Source organism: Ruegeria sp. AF1 (genome assembly GCF_056542125.1).
On record NZ_JBQFZG010000019.1, the window covers coordinates 1 to 17,219 of the forward strand.

Consider the following 17,219-nt stretch of genomic DNA (forward strand, 5'->3'; position numbering starts at 1 on the left):
CGGAAACAGGTCCGAAATCGGCATCATCGCCGAGCCAATGATCCCAAACGCATGCTCAATACCATGCATCTGCAAAACCTTAACAAAGGCCTCTTCCGTCGTCATCTTCATAGGGGTGCTCTCCAAGCAAGAGTGAGGAAACCGGGCACCGGGGCCCGGGGGTTGATATGGTTTTGGCGTAAGGGTGCGACCTGCGTTAGGGCCAGACGCGTCTGCGGAATATGTCCAGTGCGATCTCAGGCAGACCGGATGGCTTCCGCGATAAGTTCAACGCCGGGGCCTATGCGGTTGGTCGAAATAGAAGAGTACCCGAGGCGGTAGAAGTTCTGTGGCCTGTCGGGCCCCGAGAAAAACGGAGCACCCGGTTCGATATGAACACTCTGGTTCTGTAGCTTTAGCGCAAGCTGCGTTGTGTTGACGTGCTCAGGGGCCGACATCCACATTGAAGAGCCGCCCATTACACCCCGCCCGGCCACTGTCAGCCCGCTTTCCTCGATGGCTTTGTCCATCGCATCGCGCCGCTCTTGCAGGGCTTTCGACATACGTCGGATCTGCGCGTCGTAATGGCCCAATGACAGAAAATACGCTGCCGTGCGCTGAATATGACCCGGAGGGTGGCGCAGGACCAACGAGCGAAGCGCACGTGCTTCGCGGATGAAAGGTTCGGACCCGACCATATATCCAAGCCGCAATCCCGGGAACAGCGATTTGGAAAAACTGCCCACGTAAATCACGCGCCCATCCCGATCCATGGACTTGAGTGCAGGCGAAGGTGCGCTGCGAAAGGCCATCTCGAATTCATAGTCGTCCTCGACAACCATTGCATCCAGATCGCGTGCCCGATCCAGTAGCTTGTTGCGGCGGTCGACCGGCATCGTCGCGGTTGTCGGGCTTTGATGGCTGGGGGTGGTAAAGATGACATCCGCTTCGTCGGGGATCGCCTCCGGTGGCAAGCCGTCGCGATCGACGCTCAGGGGCGTCACAGCGCAGTCCCAGTGGTTCAAAAGGCTTCGCAGCGCGTAGTAGCAGGGATCTTCGATTACGGCCGTGCGATTGTGAGTCAGCAAAATGCGAGAGGCCAGCCAAAGCGCGTTCTGCGCGCCCAGGGTGATCAAGATCTCTTCGGGGCGGGCAACGATACCACGGCGCGGCAGGGTGTGGCGCGCGATGAACTCGATCAACAACGGATCATCCTGATCCACGTAATCCCCTGTCAGCGAATCGAAGTCTTTGTGCCCCAATGCGCGAACCGCGCACAATCTCCAGTTGGCGTGATCAAACAGGGTCCGGTCGGCCTGACCGTAGATGAACGGATAGCGGTATTCGCGCCAGTTGCTGGGTTTCGGCAGGACGTCGCTGTCCAGAAAGCGGCGCGCCAGTGCCCTGTCCCAGTCGACAGATTCCGTGCCGCGCTGCACGGGCGAGTATTTGGGCGGAACCGGCGCGTTTTGCGAGACGTAATATCCTGACCGGCCCTTTGCCGTCAGATAATCATTGGCCAGCAACTCGGTATAAGCCAGCGTCACCGTGATGCGGCTGACACCCAGATGTGTGGCCAGCTTTCGCGAGGATGGCAGTTTTTCCCCGACATGAAAGCGACCGGACAGAATGCCCTCTGCAATCATCTGCTGGATCTGGGCCTGCAACGTACCCTGACCGTTGAGCTCAAGAAAGAATGTTTCGACCGATATCCCCATGCCTGCTTATAGGTTGGACTTAAGGCGGGGGCAATCTGGACTTACAGCGTCATGGAAAATTTTCCCAAGGTGGGTTGACCAGGATCTTTTATAAAACTAAAAAACTAGAAATATAGTTTAATGGAGGCGACTCATGTGGGAAACCGCTGCTGCCGGATTTTCCGCCATGGGCTCGGAAGCCCGGCTGAAAGTTCTCAAGACACTGGTGCGGGCTGGTGAGGCCGGTCTGACTGTTGGCGAAATCCAGAACCGGACAGGGATTGCCCCGTCGACTTTGGCGCACCACCTGCGGTTTCTTGCAGCCGGAGGTGTGGTTGAGCAGGAAAAGATCGGTCGCACCACCATCAACCGGGCCTGTTATGACGAATTGAAGACGCTGGCGCAGTTCATTCTCAGTGAATGCTGCGCTGACGCGGTTGGAAAGGCGGCCAACGATGGCTGAATTGACGCAATCCCCCCGACTGACCGCCAAAGGCGCGATGGAGATGATCAAGACGCCCTGGGCATTGATTGTCGTCATTCTTGTGGCGGTGGCCGTTCTCGACCCCGGCAACCTGACTGAGGTTGTGAGTTTTGCAGTCAGGGCCTTGGCGCATACAGGACAATACATCCTGTTTGCCGTGCTTCTGTTGTCATACCTCAAGGCAACCGGGGCCGAGGTGATGGTGGCGCGCGCTTTTGAAGGGCGCGAGACCCGGATGATCTTTCTGGCCGCCCTGTTCGGCGGCCTCGCACCGTTTTGTTCTTGCGAAGTCATTCCCTTTATTGCGGGCTTGCTTGCACTCGGAGCGCCCCTGTCGGCCGTGATGGCGTTCTGGCTCAGCTCGCCATTGATCGACCCACCGACGCTTTTGATTACGGCTGCTGCACTGGGGTGGCCCTTTGCGATCGGCAAGGCGGTTGCCGCCGTTGCGCTTGGCCTCTTCGGCGGGTTCGCGGTTCGGTGGCTGATGCGGCAGGGCGCGTTTGCTCAGCCCTTGCGCGAATACAAGCCTGCAGGGTGCTGCGGATGTGGTCCGAAAGCGGATGACAAGCCGGTCTGGAAGTTCTGGCAAGAGCCCGAACGCCGGGTTCGGTTCCGTTCGGATTTCGTACACAACGGGCTGTTCCTGCTCAAGTGGCTGGCACTGGCCTATGTGCTCGAGGCGCTTTTGGTCAACTATGTGCCTGCGGACCTCATCGCTGGCGTCGTTGGCGGAGAAGGCGTGCTGCCGATCATCGTTGCCGCACTGGTGGGGATGCCAGCCTATCTGAATTCCTATGTCGCGCCGCCGCTGCTGGCAGGTCTGATCGAACAGGGCATGACCGCAGGGGCTGCGATGTCGTTCATGGTTGCGGGTGCCGTCAGTTCCATTCCGGCGATGGCCGCAGTCTGGTCATTGGTCAAACCACGCGTGTTTGTCACCTACCTGAGCCTTGGCGTGGGGGGCGCAATAATCGCAGGTATCATCTTTCAGGTCGTATGAACGAAAAAGCCGCCCGGCGTCATCATAGGCGGCTTTGTTTGGTCTGGAATCTTGATCAACCGGACTCGCAGAGACGGGGCAGTTTGAACCGATACCGGGCTTCACCGCTTTTCACGTAGATGCGTTTTTCCACGCAGGCCGTCGTTCCTACGGTTTGTGAAATCTGCGATTCGGTCGACGTGATCGACGTGGCCGATCCATCGGGCAGGCGAACCGAGGCTACGACGCCGTTCTTCAGGTCCCCGTTCACCGGGGTTGCGGACAGAACCGGTACGATCAAAAAAGCCTCGTGCTCATGTTCGCCTTCGTCCCCCAGCAGAAACAAGGTGGTGACGATGGCGATCATGACAACACCACCCGCCAGACCCAGCCCCCAAGTCCTGAGAAAGGCATAGATCGTTACGGCGCGGTGCGGACCGAAAATCGCGGAAAGAATGCTCAGCATGACAAGTCCGTCAAAAAAGCCCCAGCCGTTCCGACCGGGGCTGATTGTCTGTTACAAACGAGGATCATCCTCGTCTTCATCATCCGCCCCGCCTTTGGGCAGGTTGAAGAAACTGTCGGCGTCGATGATAGGCTCGTCGTCTTTGTCATCCGACCGATCATCGGACAGCGAGAAGGTTTCCAGACCTTCGATCGCGGTCGGGATTTTCGGCGCAGCGTCCATTTCCAGCGACTGCTCGGTCGAAACCAGCTTGCGACGCTCGTCATCGCTCATCACGCCGCCTTCGGCCGCTTTCTTGGCAGCTGCCTTCTGCACGATCGCATCCAGTTCGGACTGTTTGCACAGGCCCAACGCAACCGGGTCGATCGGCTGCATGTTCGAGATGTTCCAGTGCGTGCGCTCGCGGATCGACTGGATGGTCGGCTTGGTGGTGCCGACCAGCTTGGCGATCTGGCCGTCGCTGAGTTCGGGGTGGAACTTGACCAGCCACAGGATCGAGTTCGGACGGTCCTGACGCTTGGACAGCGGGGTATAACGCGGGCCACGGCGCTTTTCTTCGCCGGATGCCGCCGGGTTGAACTTGAGCTTCAGCTTGTGCAGGTGGTTGTTCTGCGCGGCGTCGATCTCATCCTGGGTCAGCTGGTTGTTTGCGATTGGGTCAAAGCCCTTTACGCCTGCGGCCACATCACCATCGGCGATGCCCTGCACTTCCAGTTCGTGCATCCCTACGAAATCCGCGATCTGCTTGAAGCTGATCGTGGTGTTGTCCACCAGCCATACGGCGGTTGCCTTGGCCATAAGCGGTTTTGCCATCAGCCCGTCTCCTATACATACATCTTTCCCGTCGCCGGAATTCGGCGGCCCCTTGGTTTTGGGGCAGGTTTCCGTTGTCGGGGAACTTGGCCCGTATATAGTCGCCACGCAGCAAGAAGGGAAGAGGCGAATGCGCTGGGTCGTATTGTGGGTTTTCAGCGCGATGGTAGCGCTGGCCGATGGTGAAAAAGCGGGTGAGTTCGACTATTACGTCTTGTCGCTTAGCTGGTCGCCCAATTGGTGCGCCCGGGAAGGGGACGCGCGCGGGTCAGACCAATGCGACGACCGGCACGACCACGGATGGATCCTGCACGGGCTCTGGCCGCAATTTCATCAGGGCTGGCCATCCTTCTGCCGCTCACCCGAGGCGCCGCCATCGCGCCGCATGACGCGGGAAATGGAAGATATTCAGGGTAGTGCTGGCCTTGCATGGCATCAGTGGAAGAAACACGGCACCTGTTCGGGGCTATCTGCGCCCGACTATTTCGCCCTGTCCCGGCGTGCCTATGATGCGGTCGAACGCCCGCAGCTCTTCCGCAAGCTGGACGCATCCGTCAAACTGCCGGCTTCGGTGGTTGAGGATGCGTTTTTGAAGGCCAATCCGGGGCTTGAGCGCGATATGATCACGGTCACCTGCAAAAAGGGCTATATCGAAGAGGTCCGCCTGTGCCTGTCGCGCGATCTTGATCCGGTGCCATGCGGCCGCGATGTGATCCGCGACTGCACCGCCAAGGACGCGCTGTTCGATCCGATTCGTTAAAGTTTTTTGTTCTGGCAGTCCCGCGCATAGTCCAGCGCCTTGGCGGTGCCTTTCAGATCAATCGCCATCACCACCTCACCTGCGGGATTGTAAACCGTCATCGTCTTGTTCTGGGCAATCGCGGTGACGAAATTCCGGTCGGTGAAAAAAACCGTCGCACCGGGCACTTTGCGTTCATTGAACCCGATAGCGGTTGCATCAAAGCTCTTGCCGTCCAGTTCGAACCGGATGGGATAGCTTTTACCCTGTTCAATATTGCCCCAGGCCTTGTTGTAAACGGCGAAGTACCCGCGATTATCCAATGCGTCATAGCCCAGCCGCACGACCGAGAGGTCCTGATAGACCGTCTGGATCAGACACCCGTTCCCAAGCGCGGGGTCCATCATGATGTTCCAGCCTTCGACAAAGCCCTTGTCGACCAGTTCCTGCGACAGGGCAGCGGTTGCGGTGAAGGCGGCGAAGGTAAAGGCGAGAAGGCGGGTCATGGGCGGCTCCAAATAAATCGCTGAATTTACCCATCCTTAGAGTAGTTCGATGGTCATCCAAAGTCGCTTTTTTATCACCGTGACTGTTCTGGCAACGATGATGAGTGCAACATGAGTTCCGAACCCAAACCATTTGCTCAGGTCACTATGGTTTCAACTCCGTTTGAAAGATGAAACACGCAACCCTGAGTTCGCGGTAGCTGTAGCAAATTGTCCAGATCGAGACCCAACCAAAGCCCTCTTAGCACCAAAGACGTGACGCCGTGGGTTACTATGATCGAAGGCTCATCTTGTTCCTTCAGAAATGAGTGTACTCTATCGTAGATATCATCGAAGCTTTCCCCACCCGGGCTGCGGAAGAACCAATGATAGCTTTCATAGGAACAATCGATTTGCTCTCGGATGAAATCACGCGTTGCGCCTTCCCATTGCCCAAACGCGATTTCCATAAGCCGTTCATCATATATCAACTCATGATGAGGCGTCGTTGCTAAGCGGGCGGTATGCACTGCTCTCTCTTGCGGGCTGACGAAAACGCGCGAAGGTGCATTCGGTATTCGCCTGAGTATCTCATTTTGCTTCCGGGCCTGAGACTTGCCAATTTCCGTCAACGGGGAATTCATGCGCCCTTGGAACTTCCCGAATGTGTTCCATTCCGTTTCGCCATGTCGCAGTACAATAAGATCTGGATATTTGTGCAATATATGTACCTGAATTGAATACCGTTGGAGACGCCGTTCTTGCTGACTCTTTTTTAGGGACGTTGATTTATAAATGCTGACCTAAATTTCCTTACGCGCCCTGAGCGCCGCCGTAATCGTCCCATCATCCAGATAATCCAACTCTCCGCCGATGGGCACGCCTTGCGCCAGTGAGGTCAGGCGCACCTGACCTTCCAGCTGGTCCGCGATGTAATGGGCGGTGGTCTGACCGTCGACAGTGGCGTTCAGGGCAAGGATCACTTCGGTGATCCCTTCGGCCAGAACCCGATCCCTGAGGCGGGGAATGCGCAGTTCGTCGGGGCCGATGCCGTCCAGTGCGGACAGCGTGCCACCCAGCACGTGATAGCGGCCTTTGAAGACCCCTGACCGCTCCATCGCCCAGAGGTCGGCGACGTCCTCGACCACGCAGAGTTCGCCGGTCGCTCGGGCCTCGCTATTGCAGATGTCACAGATATCCGTGGTGCCCACGTTGCCGCAATTCAGGCATTCGCGGGCGGTGATGGCCACTTGCTGCATGGCGTCTGACAGGGGCGTCAGAAGCAGAGCGCGTTTGCGGATCAGATGCAGCACCGCACGGCGGGCCGAGCGCGGGCCGAGCCCCGGCAGTTTGGCCATCAGGTCGATCAGATTGTCGATTTCGCTGTTCGTGCCCATGGCCTGCCCTGCTTTGCACCGGAGGGAGCCTCCGGCGGGAGTATTTGGGAAAAGATGAAGCTCAGAACGGTAGCTTGATGTCCTTCGGCAGGCCCATGCTTTCGGTCAGCTTGCCCATTTCTTCCTGTGAACGTTCGGCAGCTTTAGCCTGAGCGTCCTTGATGGCGGCCAGGATCAGGTCTTCGACCACTTCCTTGTCGTCGCCGTTGAATATCGACGGATCGATGTCCAGCCCCTTGAGTTCACCCTTGGCTGTGGCCGTTGCCTTGACCAGCCCCGCACCGGATTCGCCGACAACCATCATGTTGTTCAGCTCTTCCTGCATTTCGGTCATCTTGGTTTGCAGGTCTTGTGCGGATTTCATCATCTTGGCCATGTCGCCCAGTCCGCCAAGCCCGCCGAGTCCTTTCAGCATCAGTCGTCTCCTGTGTTTCTGTTTGGTTCTAAATACGGACCGCAGGCAGGCGGCACAAGAGGTCTCCCGCCTGTCCTGATCAGAGCGTCGCCGACCGATCAGTCATGCGCCTGCATTCCCACCCTCAGTTGTATCGTGGAGGGGCGTGAGTATGCCGGTTTCTTGAAACTTGGACCCACAAGCTTAGGGCTAATCCTCTTCGAAGGGGTCCCATTCATCTTCGACTTCGGGAAGGGCCTCAGTCTCAACCTTGGCGGCACGCTGTTCAGGTGTTTCGATCCTTATGATCCTCGCCTTGGGGAACTGCGTCAGCACGGCCTGAACCAGCGGGTGTTCTTCGGCCTCGGCTTTCAGGGCCAGTTCGGCCCGGTCCCGCACTTCCGCGATGGTCGCGGCATCCCCGTCCGAGACAATGGAGACGGCCCACCGATTGCCAGTCCAGCGTTGCAGGGCAGAGCCCAATCGCGACGCCAGATCCGACGGTGCCTGAGGCGTCGGGGTGAATTCGATCCGGCCGGGCTGGTACGACACAAGGCGCATGCCGCTTTCCACCTCGACAAGCAGTTTCACATCGCGGTTTGTGCGGATCAGTTCCACCACATGCCCGAAGGTTGGATAGCGGGCCAGGGCCGTCTGGGCATCCTGCGCCAGCGCGGCAACCGGTGCGCCACCCGCGCCGCGCGGGGGCGATGCATAGGCAGGCGGCGGGGTCGCGTTGGATTGCGTTGCCACCGGGGCCTGCCGGGACATTGACATGCCCCCGCCCGGCCCGCCGGGTGGCGAAGGTGGGGCGTCTTGCAGCCGTTTGATCAGCTCTTCGGGGCTGGGCAAATCGGCGACATGCGTCAGTCGGATAACAGCCATTTCGGCGGCCATCATCGCGTTGGGCGCGGCAGAGACTTCCTCCAGCGCCTGCAGCAGCATTTGCCACATCCGGGTCAGAACCCGCATCGGCAAGGCCTCGGCCATGTGCTGGCCCCGTGTGCGTTCGTCGGGGGAAACCGTCGGGTCCTGGGCCGCGTCAGGTGTGATCTTTACGACGGACACCCAATGCGTGATTTCGGCCAGATCGCGCAGCACGGCCAGAGGGTCCGCGCCTTCCGCATATTGTCCGCTCAGTTCAGTGAGCGCCCCTGCCGCGTCACCGCGCAGGATCATGTCCATCAGGTCCAGAACACGACCACGATCCGCCAGACCCAGCATCGCACGGACCTGATCGGCGGTCGTCTCGCCAGCCCCGTGTGAAATCGCCTGATCCAGCAGTGAGGTCGCGTCCCGGGCCGACCCTTCTGCAGCGCGGGTGATCAGCGCCAGCGCATCGTCGGCGATCTGCGCGCTCTCGGCCCCGGCGATCTTGCGCAGCAGGCCGATCATGTCTTCGGGCTCGATCCGGCGCAGGTCAAAGCGCTGACACCGCGACAGAACCGTGACCGGCACTTTGCGAATCTCGGTGGTCGCGAAGATGAATTTCACATGTGCGGGCGGTTCCTCGAGCGTCTTGAGCAGCGCGTTGAATGCGCTGGTCGAGAGCATGTGAACCTCGTCGACGATGTAGATCTTGTAGCGCGCGCTGGCTGCGCGATAGCGAACACTGTCGATGATCTCGCGGATATCGTTGACGCCGGTACGGCTGGCGGCATCCATTTCCATCACATCGACATGGCGGCCTTCCATGATCGCGATGCAATGCTCGCACTGACCGCAAGGCTCTGTTGTCGGCCCTCCGGTTCCATCCGGTCCGATACAGTTCATGCCCTTGGCGATGATCCGTGCCGTGGTGGTTTTACCCGTTCCGCGAATGCCGGTCATGACAAAGGCCTGCGCAATCCGGTCGGCTTCAAAAGCGTTTTTCAGGGTGCGCACCATGGCATCCTGACCCACCAGGTCGGCAAAGGTTTCCGGGCGGTATTTGCGGGCGAGAACCTGATAGGCGGGGCTGGGCGTGTCTGTCATGTCTACTCGCTCGGATTCGGTGCTTCGGCACAGCGTAGTGGCGGCGGCAGTCCGCGTCCACTGTGGGGCGTGATGATTTTTTGTTTCAGAAACGGGCTGGTTTCCAACTAAACTGGTCCAGCGGATTTAATGGCTCATTTCTTAAAGAGTACCTTGGGGGAGGACGCACTTCATGTCGCAGCTGGTCATTTTTGCTCTGCAGGTCGGAGGCGGAACGCTTGCCCTTACTTCAATGCCCGGGCGTGGCGGGGATTACGTCGGCGATCTGGATATGATTGCGGCGTGGAAACCGGGCCTTGTGATTTCAATGACGACGGATGTTGAAATGCTTCAGGATGGCGCGCAGCACTTTGGCAGCGACATCCAAAGCCGTGCCAGCCGGTGGGTTCACCTGCCGATCGAAGATTTTGGAGCACCGACGCAGGCGGTTCAGAAGGCCTGGCCAGAGGTCGGCGCCACGGCCCGACATGCGCTGTCGGGCGGTGGCCGGGTTCTTGTGCATTGCCGTGGGGGGTGCGGCAGATCCGGGATGATTGTTCTGCGACTGATGGTTGAATGCGGTGAACGCGCCAGCGACGCACTGGACCGCCTGCGGGCCGTGCGCCCCTGCGCTGTCGAAACCGATGCGCAGCTGGCCTGGGCGTCCCGGATCACCCCGGCACAGGTGGAAGTGGGATCAAGCTGACAGCTGCTGGGGTGCGTAGCCGGTTTTCCGAGGCCGGATCGTTGAAACCTCGATCATGGCGCAAGGCGGGTTCGCGACAATGCCCGAGGGCAGCGTGCTGAATGTAGGTCCGAAGATCAAATCGGCATAGGCATCAAGGTCCCGAATTGCCGTATCAGGGTGCGCCCCGCAGAAAACGCGAACGCTGTCGGATCGCGCTCGGATCGTTGCCATGCACCCTTCCGCGCAATGTGATAGCGCGCTGCTGCCTTCAAATTCGAAATCCTCGCTGGTGGCCGAAACCGCCTGCGCCATGGCTTCGGAAATCGAGCGGGCCAGTCGCGCCAAAGCCGGGCAGGTTTTGCCCGTACGCTGGCACACTGTTGCGCTGTATTCGTGTGACTTTGTCTTCCAGATCATCCTGCGCCCTCCGCGCGTGGTGGGCTGGAATATTGGGGCAGGTGGGACAGCATTTCGCCGTCAGGACCTGCCCGGACACCCCGCCCGAGTTTCGGTTTCAGTTCCGATGGCAGGTCTCCTGACTTGCGGGTCATTGCTCTGCCGACCTTCCCAGCCCATAGGCCAGTGGTATTTCGGCATTGCTTAACGCTTACAGTTGCGGGGGCAGTCGCGGACTTGGTTGATGCCTGCGTGACCAGACAAACCGCACCGTGTTCCCTTTTCATCCCGACCTCTTGTGGGGGCCGGAAACCATCACACAACCGCTAGCGTCTGATCGCGTTCCGAGTCAAGCCGATCTTTAGGCCGGACGTTTGGTCATGCTGGATGCGGATTATGTTCCGGCCTAGTGTCGTCGGCATTGAAGGCAGGCAAACCGATTGTTTCAGTGAAAGCCGGGGATCATGTTGGATACGGAACAGACGGTGTTGATCGAAGATTTCAGCTTTCCGTCAGGGTCCGTGACCTTGTCGGCGCGGTTGTACCGGCCTGTGGGTGAGCCGGAAACCGTTGTTGTGCTGAACAGTGCTACAGGTGTGCCGCGTGACTATTATCGCCATTTTGCGCGATGGCTGGCTACCAAGCGGGGGATGGCTTGCCTGACCTATGACTATCGGGACTACGGGCTTTCGTTGGTCGGCCGCCTGAAAGACGCGCGTGCTACAATGGCGGATTGGGCATTGATCGATATGCCGGCGGCACGGGCCGAGATGCGCAGGCGGTTTCCAAAGGCGCAGCACTGGACCATCGGCCATTCGGTCGGTGCGATGCTGGGGCCGGTGCAGCCGGATATCAACCAGATTGACCGTATGATCTGTGTGTGTTCGGGGCTGGTGACTTTGAAAGATCACCCATGGCCCTATCGGGGGCTGGCGGGGCTGTTTTGGTATGGCCATGCACCGCTGATGGTGCGGGCGCTTGGCTATCTGCCTGGCAAAGCAATCGGGTTTGGCTCGGACCTGCCCGCCTCGGTCTACTGGCAATGGCGCAAATGGTGCACAGCTCCTCTTAGCTACGTTCCCGAGATCGGGCAGAATTTGCCTGATGCGCATTGGGGCAGTTCTGGAACAGCTGTGGATCTGTACACGTTCGAAGACGACCAGATGGTTCCGCCCGAGGCGGTTTGGCGCCTTGCCGATCTGTATGGCCCCGGGGCCAGACGCCACCTTCTGAAGCCTGCCGAATTTGGGCTGCCGGAGATTGGTCACATAGGCGCATTTGCCCGGCGCAATGCAGCGGTCTGGCCGCGCCTGATCGCCTGATCAGACGCGACGCAGGTTTTCCATAACACCTTGCAGCTATGGCCGTTTGCGAAGCTTCTTGTCCTGCATGACACCGCGGACCATCTTGCCGAACGCCTTGTCCCGCGCCCGCGATTGCGCAACGGTTTCCGAGTTTCGCTGATCTTCGCGCCGCAGCTTGCGCCAACGGTCCAGCCGCGCCGGATCAAGAACGCCCTTGCCTATTGCGTTCTGCACGGCACAGCCGGGCTCGGTCTCGTGCTGACAATCCGAAAAGCGGCAGCTTTGGCCAAGCTCTGTGATGTCCGAGAACACGTTGTCGATCCCGTCCTGAGCGTCCAACAAACGCAATGCGCGCATTCCCGGCGTGTCAATCAGCCAGCCACCGTTACCCATCCGGTGCAACGCGCGCACCGTTGTCGTGTGCCTGCCCCGTGCGTCGTCTTCGCGAATTCCAGAGGTGGCGAGGTTTTGATCCGTCATGGCGTTGCTGAGCGTCGTTTTACCCACGCCCGACGACCCGACCAGCGCGCCGGTCTGGCCTTTGGGGCACCATGCCAGAACCTTTTCGATATCTGCCGGGTCCAGCGCATTGATCGCCAGTACCGACAAAAAAGGGTCCAGAGATTGCACTTGTCCCGAGAAACTGCCGGGGTCATCCGACTGGTCAGCTTTCGTCAGGACAACGACAGGATAACATCCGGCCTGATGTGCCAGCGCCAGATAACGTTCCAGCCGGGGCAGGTTGAAATCGGCGTTGCACGAGCTGACGATGAACAACACATCGACATTGGCTGCTATCAGTTGTGTTGCGGCACCTGTACCGGCAGCCCTGCGTTGCAGCAGGCTGCGCCGGTCCAGAATGTGACGCACGCGGTTTTCGGCGTCGGCGAGGACCCAATCCCCAACGGCATATGAACCGGTCGGATTATCCGGTGTCAGCAAAGGGATATCACCATCCGGGCTCAGCCCGATCAGACGGTCCCGATGTACCGATGCGATACGAAAGGGCGTGTCAGAAGGAAAAACCGCATGCTGCGCGGCAAAGTAAGAGGACCATCCCAGGTCCGAAAGCGTATAAGACATTTATCTGCCTGTTTTCAGAAACAGCAATGCCAACGGATGGCAAGCGCGCATCCGCAGGTCGTGTGTTCAGGCAGTCCGGTGATTCCGGTGAATCAGAACCAGCCTGCCCGAAGGGTTTTCACTACAATCATAAAGCCCTCCTGTGGCTGTGGTTCACGAAGTGAGAGGTTGGACATCGACCCAAGCGGGGCTCGTTGTGGCTGCTTCCTTCCGGACCTGACCAGGTTGGCGAGGCGCTCGCCCGCGCCAACCTCTCGAGTCCGGATATAGGGAAGGCAACGGGAAAAGACAACCCGTCAGAGCGTCAGGCGGATGCGTTCAAATCCCCTGCCATCCGAGCCCAGCAACACGGGATCGAACCTGCGCAACTCATCCAAATATTTCGGGGCGCCCGGACCTGTTCGAAGAATTGTTGTCACGCCCCGCTGCGGCATCAGCGAGAACGGGTAGGGCTGCGTGACGATCGGATCGGGCGGAAGGTGCTGCGCCAGGTAATCCCGCACAAGGTCCTTGATGCTCAGCGGTGGCAGGCTGATGAACTCAGACGTTGTCGCATGCGGGAAATGCCCGCCTCCGCTGGCGCGGTAATTGTTCAGCGCCATAACGAACATCTGCTCCGGTCGTACGGGGCGGCCTGTATATGTCAGATCGCTGATCCGCCTGTGGTCTGGATGGATCATTTTCCCCTGCGCATCGTATCGAGGCGGCTGAGTGGGGTCGATCTGATAAGACAGTCCAAACACGATGTCGAAATTGTACCCGGCCCGTTCAGCGTTGATCAGTTCGGGCTCGGAACCGGGCTTTAACTGGTTGAATACGCTGGCCGACATCTCCAACCAGTCCAGCAGATGCGCGCCGCTGATCCGGATTGCGCGCAGCTCGTTGGGAAACACATGCAGATCCGCGACATGGCGCAAACATATTTCTCCGGCGGGTACCTCGGTATAATGGCGGGGGCCTGAGCGCCCGCCGGATTTGGCAGGCGAAACAACCGACAGAATCGGCAGATCCGCCAGGTCTGTTCCCTGCAAAAGCGGGCGCAGTGCGGCGGCTTGCGCCGCAGCTACAAGGTTCAGCCCGCGATCCGGCGCACAGCAACTGAAATAGCTGTGCAATGTATCCGGGATATGTGCCACCGGTGCCGCAACGGATTGACGGGTCATACGATGCGCCACCTCACACAAGCCCGCAATTTCACGGTCTTCCCCGACGGCTGTGCCGTTGCTGATAACCGGGCGCAGTTCGACGCGGCTATCCCGGATTCGCACTTTGCCGTCCAGCCCGGCGGTCACGGCCAAATCGATAACCCCCAGGTAAGAGCCCGCTGATCCCGGCATGACAATGGGCGTTCCATGTACCAGCCCCGTCAGGTGATCGACCATCGGGGTATTGGCGTGGCTCTCTCCTGGAAGTGTCAGGTGGGTGTGCCCGGCCACAATGGCATCGATGCCTTTGATCGCGGCCAGAGGGATCACGGCGTTTTCCATCCCGGCTACCGGCTCGCTGCCCCCAAGGCCGGAATGAGCAAGCACCACGATGATATCACACCCCTCGTCGCGCAATGTCTGCGTCAGGGATTTAGCCGCAAGCAGGATATCCTCGACGACGATATCGTCATCCAGATTATGCGCCTCCCAACAGGTCGTTTGCGGCGGAAGAACCGAGAAGATGCCGATGCGAACGGGAATGTCTTCTCCGTTCAAAGACACGGTGCGGTCCAGAACCATGTGCCGCTGCCAGGGCTGAGGTCCATGCGTGCGATACAGGTTGCTGCAAATAACTGGGCAGGGGGCTTGCGTCAGGATGTTGCCCAATGTCGCGAGCCCGAACCCAAAATCATGGTTGCCCAGCCCGATCACGTCATAATCCAGGGCTTCGAACGCCGTCATCATCGGATGGGCAGTGCCACTTTTGGCGGCCCAATCGCCCATTGGGGTTCCCTGCAACGAATCCCCGTTGTCCAACATCAGCACCAGCGCGCGTTCGGCCTCTTGTCGGGCAGCGCGGATCAGGCTGGCGGTGCGCGTCAATCCAATCGTCTGGTCTGGCGTGTCGGTGTAATAGTCAAAACCGGTCAGGTTCATATGCAGGTCGGTTGTGGCCAGAATGCGAATTTTCCCACTGTCACCAATGGGCTGTACCTGCGTCGAGGAGGGGATCTTCACTTTGAGTATTCTGCTATTGAATGTGGGTATTGATTAAATCCATCAAAATTCACTCTAGATGATTTTTCCGAGGCCACCATGCGGCTTTTCAGCGGCAGGGTGGTGGATTTTCTGTCCCTGAATAGCCATTGCAACACAGGCCGAGACGTGGCAGCCCTGTGCGCAAGACCAAAAGGAAATCCAATGAAAAACGCAGAGCAGGTAACATTCGGGGGGTCGGGCCTCGATCGGGCGGCGCAGTATCGCGGAGATGCGAACAAGCTGGCCGAGGCGATGCACAACCCGGCCGCGAAGTGTGTCTTGCTATGGCGCGGAAAACTGCTGGTACAGGGTGAGGGGCTGGACCAGCTTGCGATGATCCCGATGACGCACCCGCTGATTAGCAATGGTCCCGGCGGCGTCATTGAATCCCCGGTGTTTTTGGGTCTGAGCGCTGACAGCGCCCCCGTGTTTGCCGTTGATATTTCCGCATGGACAGCCGAGGGGCTGGATCTGACCAGTCTGGGTGCCTTCGTGGACAAGTCCGAACAACAACACCCTGATTTACCGCAAGGCCACGTGTTTGCCGAACTGCGCCGGATCATGACACGGCTGTCGGCGCGCGATGCGGAACTGGCGGCAACGTCAAAGGCAATAATCGGCTGGCATGAAACACATCGCTATTGCGCCCGATGCGGTGCCGCCAGCGAGGTGTCGCAGGGGGGATGGCAGCGCAGCTGCCCGTCCTGTGGCGGGCAGCACTTTCCACGCACCGATCCGGTTGTGATCATGTTGATCACGCATGGTGACAGCGTGCTGATGGGCCGGTCTCCGGGCTGGCCTGACGGGATGTTCTCCTTGCTGGCGGGATTTGTTGAGCCCGGCGAAACGCTTGAGGCAGCAGTGCGCCGCGAAGTGATGGAAGAGGCGGGCGTGCCGGTGGGTGCGGTTTCGTACCTGTCCAGCCAGCCCTGGCCGTTTCCGGCCTCATTGATGTTTGGGTGTGCAGGTGAGGCGTTGTCACGCGACATCGTGATCGATCCGGTCGAAATAGAAGAGGCGATGTGGGTCAGCAAATCCGAAATGATGCAGGCCTTTGCAGGCGATCATCCTAGGCTATTGCCAGCGCGCAAGGGGGCAGTCGCTCATTTTCTGCTTCAGAACTGGCTTGCAGATACTCTGGACTGAGGAAACATTGGCTCAGTAATTACGACAGCAAAGGTCAGTATGCAGTTTTCAGCGCGCGAAGATATCGAAGCCCCCATCCAATCGGTATTCGACATGGTGTCGGATTTCGAACGGTTCGAGCGTATGGCAATGCGCCGCGGCATCGATGTGCGCCGTTTGGGCGGTGGCGCAGCGGTGACTGCCGGAACCGAGTGGAATACGGAGTTCAAACTGCGCGGAAAGCCGCGTCAGATGTCAGTGGTTATGACTGATTTCGACAGGCCTTCGCAAATGCGATTTGACGCTGCCAGCAAGGGCATTACCGGGTTCACGACCGTGGATTTTCTGGCCCTGTCCCCGCGCCGGACACGCCTGAGCATCGAGATGTCCCTGGCCGCCAAGTCCCTGCCGGCACGGTTGCTGTTGCAATCCATGAAGCTGGGGCAGTCGAGGTTTCGCAAGCGGTTTCAGGTGCGTCTCAGCGAATTCGCACGCGAGTTGGAGCAGAGGCACCTGCATGGCGGGTAAGACACAAGATCGCACTGCAGGTGTGAAGGGATCGGACCACCTGAGTTTTAAACCCGCATCCGAAACCGATGCCGAAGGGGTCGCTGGCGTCCTTCACGATCTGGTCCTGGCTGGCAAGCGGCGCAAAGCCCACGATGTCGATTTTGCCCTAAGGCACTATATTCGCCACCCGGATCAATTACGATGTACAATCGCCACGGACCCGAATGGTCACGTGCTCGGGTTCCAATCCCTGAAATATGCGGTCGAAAACAACCCCTACGGCGTGTCAGTCGGGTGGGGCGTGATTGGAACCCATATCCGACCATCAGCCGCCCGGCTTGGGATCGGGCGCGCACTTTTCGCGCACACTTTGGACGCGGCCCTTGCGCGCGGTCTTACCGCTATCGATGCAACAATTGGCGCAGGCAATACTGAAGGTCTGACCTATTACGAAGCCATGGGTTTCCGGACGTACCGCACACAAGATGAGTCTGTGTCAAAGGTCTACCGGATTAACCGCTAGAGAGCGACGATTCCA

19 protein-coding genes, 1 other RNA gene and 1 riboswitch are annotated in these 17,219 nt (G+C 59.1%); of the genes, 8 read left to right on the top strand and 12 right to left on the bottom strand.

Annotated features, from left to right (window positions below):
* Positions 1 to 236: 236 nt before the first annotated feature.
* Entirely contained in the window at positions 237 to 1,697 is a 1,461-nt protein-coding gene (pdxR, locus tag ACR0BK_RS18010) for a MocR-like pyridoxine biosynthesis transcription factor PdxR (RefSeq protein WP_480555813.1), read from the bottom strand.
* 133 nt (positions 1,698 to 1,830) lie between these two features.
* On the opposite strand from pdxR, the gene ACR0BK_RS18015 reads away from it, so the two are divergent.
* Both ACR0BK_RS18015 and ACR0BK_RS18020 read left to right on the top strand, forming a co-directional pair.
* Positions 1,831 to 2,139: an ArsR/SmtB family transcription factor gene (locus ACR0BK_RS18015; protein ID WP_209507696.1), complete on the top strand. Its 309-nt coding sequence runs from the start codon at positions 1,831 to 1,833 to the stop codon at positions 2,137 to 2,139.
* Complete coding sequence (locus ACR0BK_RS18020; protein WP_480555814.1) at positions 2,132 to 3,163, top strand: permease; 1,032 nt, start codon at positions 2,132 to 2,134, stop codon at positions 3,161 to 3,163. The genes ACR0BK_RS18015 and ACR0BK_RS18020 overlap by 8 nt, the downstream gene beginning before the upstream one ends.
* 55 nt (positions 3,164 to 3,218) lie before the next feature.
* Here the strand turns inward: ACR0BK_RS18020 and ACR0BK_RS18025 are convergent, their stop codons facing one another.
* Together ACR0BK_RS18025 and ACR0BK_RS18030 are read right to left on the bottom strand one after the other, a co-directional pair.
* On the bottom strand, positions 3,219 to 3,608 hold the full coding sequence (locus tag ACR0BK_RS18025; RefSeq protein WP_267363610.1) for a hypothetical protein: 390 nt from the start codon (positions 3,606 to 3,608) through the stop codon (positions 3,219 to 3,221).
* A gap of 51 nt (positions 3,609 to 3,659) precedes the next feature.
* Entirely contained in the window at positions 3,660 to 4,421 is a 762-nt protein-coding gene (locus ACR0BK_RS18030; RefSeq protein ID WP_480474102.1) for a DUF1013 domain-containing protein, read from the bottom strand.
* 130 nt (positions 4,422 to 4,551) lie between these two features.
* On the opposite strand from ACR0BK_RS18030, the gene ACR0BK_RS18035 reads away from it, so the two are divergent.
* On the top strand, positions 4,552 to 5,181 hold the full coding sequence (locus ACR0BK_RS18035) for a ribonuclease T2 family protein (protein ID WP_480555815.1): 630 nt from the start codon (positions 4,552 to 4,554) through the stop codon (positions 5,179 to 5,181).
* Here the strand turns inward: ACR0BK_RS18035 and ACR0BK_RS18040 are convergent.
* The 5 genes from ACR0BK_RS18040 to ACR0BK_RS18060 all read right to left on the bottom strand — a co-directional run bounded on the left by ACR0BK_RS18040 (position 5,178) and on the right by ACR0BK_RS18060 (position 9,410).
* On the bottom strand, positions 5,178 to 5,666 hold the full coding sequence (locus ACR0BK_RS18040; protein WP_480555816.1) for a hypothetical protein: 489 nt from the start codon (positions 5,664 to 5,666) through the stop codon (positions 5,178 to 5,180). The two genes, ACR0BK_RS18035 and ACR0BK_RS18040, sit on opposite strands and share 4 nt — an antisense overlap.
* A gap of 137 nt (positions 5,667 to 5,803) precedes the next feature.
* Positions 5,804 to 6,367, bottom strand: coding sequence for a histidine phosphatase family protein (locus ACR0BK_RS18045; RefSeq protein ID WP_480555817.1), 564 nt, complete (start codon positions 6,365 to 6,367; stop codon positions 5,804 to 5,806).
* A gap of 81 nt (positions 6,368 to 6,448) precedes the next feature.
* The gene (recR, locus tag ACR0BK_RS18050) at positions 6,449 to 7,042 is read right to left on the bottom strand and encodes a recombination mediator RecR (protein WP_480555818.1); all 594 of its coding nucleotides are present in this window, start codon (positions 7,040 to 7,042) and stop codon (positions 6,449 to 6,451) included.
* 61 nt (positions 7,043 to 7,103) lie between these two features.
* Positions 7,104 to 7,457, bottom strand: a complete 354-nt coding sequence (locus ACR0BK_RS18055) for a YbaB/EbfC family nucleoid-associated protein (RefSeq protein ID WP_209507712.1) — start codon at positions 7,455 to 7,457, stop codon at positions 7,104 to 7,106.
* 189 nt (positions 7,458 to 7,646) lie between these two features.
* Positions 7,647 to 9,410, bottom strand: coding sequence for a DNA polymerase III subunit gamma/tau (locus tag ACR0BK_RS18060; protein ID WP_480555819.1), 1,764 nt, complete (start codon positions 9,408 to 9,410; stop codon positions 7,647 to 7,649).
* 172 nt (positions 9,411 to 9,582) lie between these two features.
* Here ACR0BK_RS18060 and ACR0BK_RS18065 point away from each other — a divergent pair, with 172 nt between their 5' ends.
* Positions 9,583 to 10,095 carry a protein-tyrosine phosphatase family protein gene (locus ACR0BK_RS18065; RefSeq protein WP_480555820.1) on the top strand — a complete coding sequence of 171 codons (513 nt, stop codon included), beginning with the start codon at positions 9,583 to 9,585 and terminating at the stop codon, positions 10,093 to 10,095.
* On the opposite strand, the gene ACR0BK_RS18070 is transcribed toward ACR0BK_RS18065, so the two are convergent.
* Entirely contained in the window at positions 10,087 to 10,494 is a 408-nt protein-coding gene (locus ACR0BK_RS18070; RefSeq protein WP_480520948.1) for a hypothetical protein, read from the bottom strand. The two genes, ACR0BK_RS18065 and ACR0BK_RS18070, sit on opposite strands and share 9 nt — an antisense overlap.
* A 91-nt stretch (positions 10,495 to 10,585) precedes the next feature.
* Positions 10,586 to 10,804, bottom strand: a riboswitch (cobalamin riboswitch).
* A gap of 133 nt (positions 10,805 to 10,937) precedes the next feature.
* Between ACR0BK_RS18070 and ACR0BK_RS18075 the strand changes: the two genes are divergently transcribed.
* Positions 10,938 to 11,795, top strand: coding sequence for an alpha/beta hydrolase family protein (locus tag ACR0BK_RS18075; protein WP_480555821.1), 858 nt, complete (start codon positions 10,938 to 10,940; stop codon positions 11,793 to 11,795).
* Between the two features lie 36 nt (positions 11,796 to 11,831).
* On the opposite strand, the gene rsgA is transcribed toward ACR0BK_RS18075, so the two are convergent.
* The 3 genes from rsgA to ACR0BK_RS18090 all read right to left on the bottom strand — a co-directional run bounded on the left by rsgA (position 11,832) and on the right by ACR0BK_RS18090 (position 15,025).
* Positions 11,832 to 12,860, bottom strand: a complete 1,029-nt coding sequence (gene rsgA, locus ACR0BK_RS18080) for a ribosome small subunit-dependent GTPase A (protein ID WP_480520944.1) — start codon at positions 12,858 to 12,860, stop codon at positions 11,832 to 11,834.
* A gap of 158 nt (positions 12,861 to 13,018) precedes the next feature.
* An RNA gene (gene ffs / locus ACR0BK_RS18085) (signal recognition particle sRNA small type) lies at positions 13,019 to 13,117 on the bottom strand.
* Between the two features lie 39 nt (positions 13,118 to 13,156).
* On the bottom strand, positions 13,157 to 15,025 hold the full coding sequence (locus ACR0BK_RS18090) for a bifunctional 2',3'-cyclic-nucleotide 2'-phosphodiesterase/3'-nucleotidase (RefSeq protein WP_480555822.1): 1,869 nt from the start codon (positions 15,023 to 15,025) through the stop codon (positions 13,157 to 13,159).
* 183 nt (positions 15,026 to 15,208) lie between these two features.
* Between ACR0BK_RS18090 and nudC the strand changes: the two genes are divergently transcribed.
* The 3 genes from nudC to ACR0BK_RS18105 are packed head-to-tail and all read left to right on the top strand — an operon-like array spanning position 15,209 to position 17,204.
* Complete coding sequence (nudC, locus tag ACR0BK_RS18095) at positions 15,209 to 16,192, top strand: NAD(+) diphosphatase (protein ID WP_480555823.1); 984 nt, start codon at positions 15,209 to 15,211, stop codon at positions 16,190 to 16,192.
* Between the two features lie 39 nt (positions 16,193 to 16,231).
* On the top strand, positions 16,232 to 16,699 hold the full coding sequence (locus ACR0BK_RS18100) for an SRPBCC family protein (RefSeq protein WP_480520938.1): 468 nt from the start codon (positions 16,232 to 16,234) through the stop codon (positions 16,697 to 16,699).
* Positions 16,689 to 17,204 carry an N-acetyltransferase family protein gene (locus ACR0BK_RS18105; RefSeq protein WP_480555824.1) on the top strand — a complete coding sequence of 172 codons (516 nt, stop codon included), beginning with the start codon at positions 16,689 to 16,691 and terminating at the stop codon, positions 17,202 to 17,204. Before ACR0BK_RS18100 ends, ACR0BK_RS18105 begins: the two co-directional genes overlap by 11 nt.
* Positions 17,205 to 17,219 lie beyond the last annotated feature (15 nt).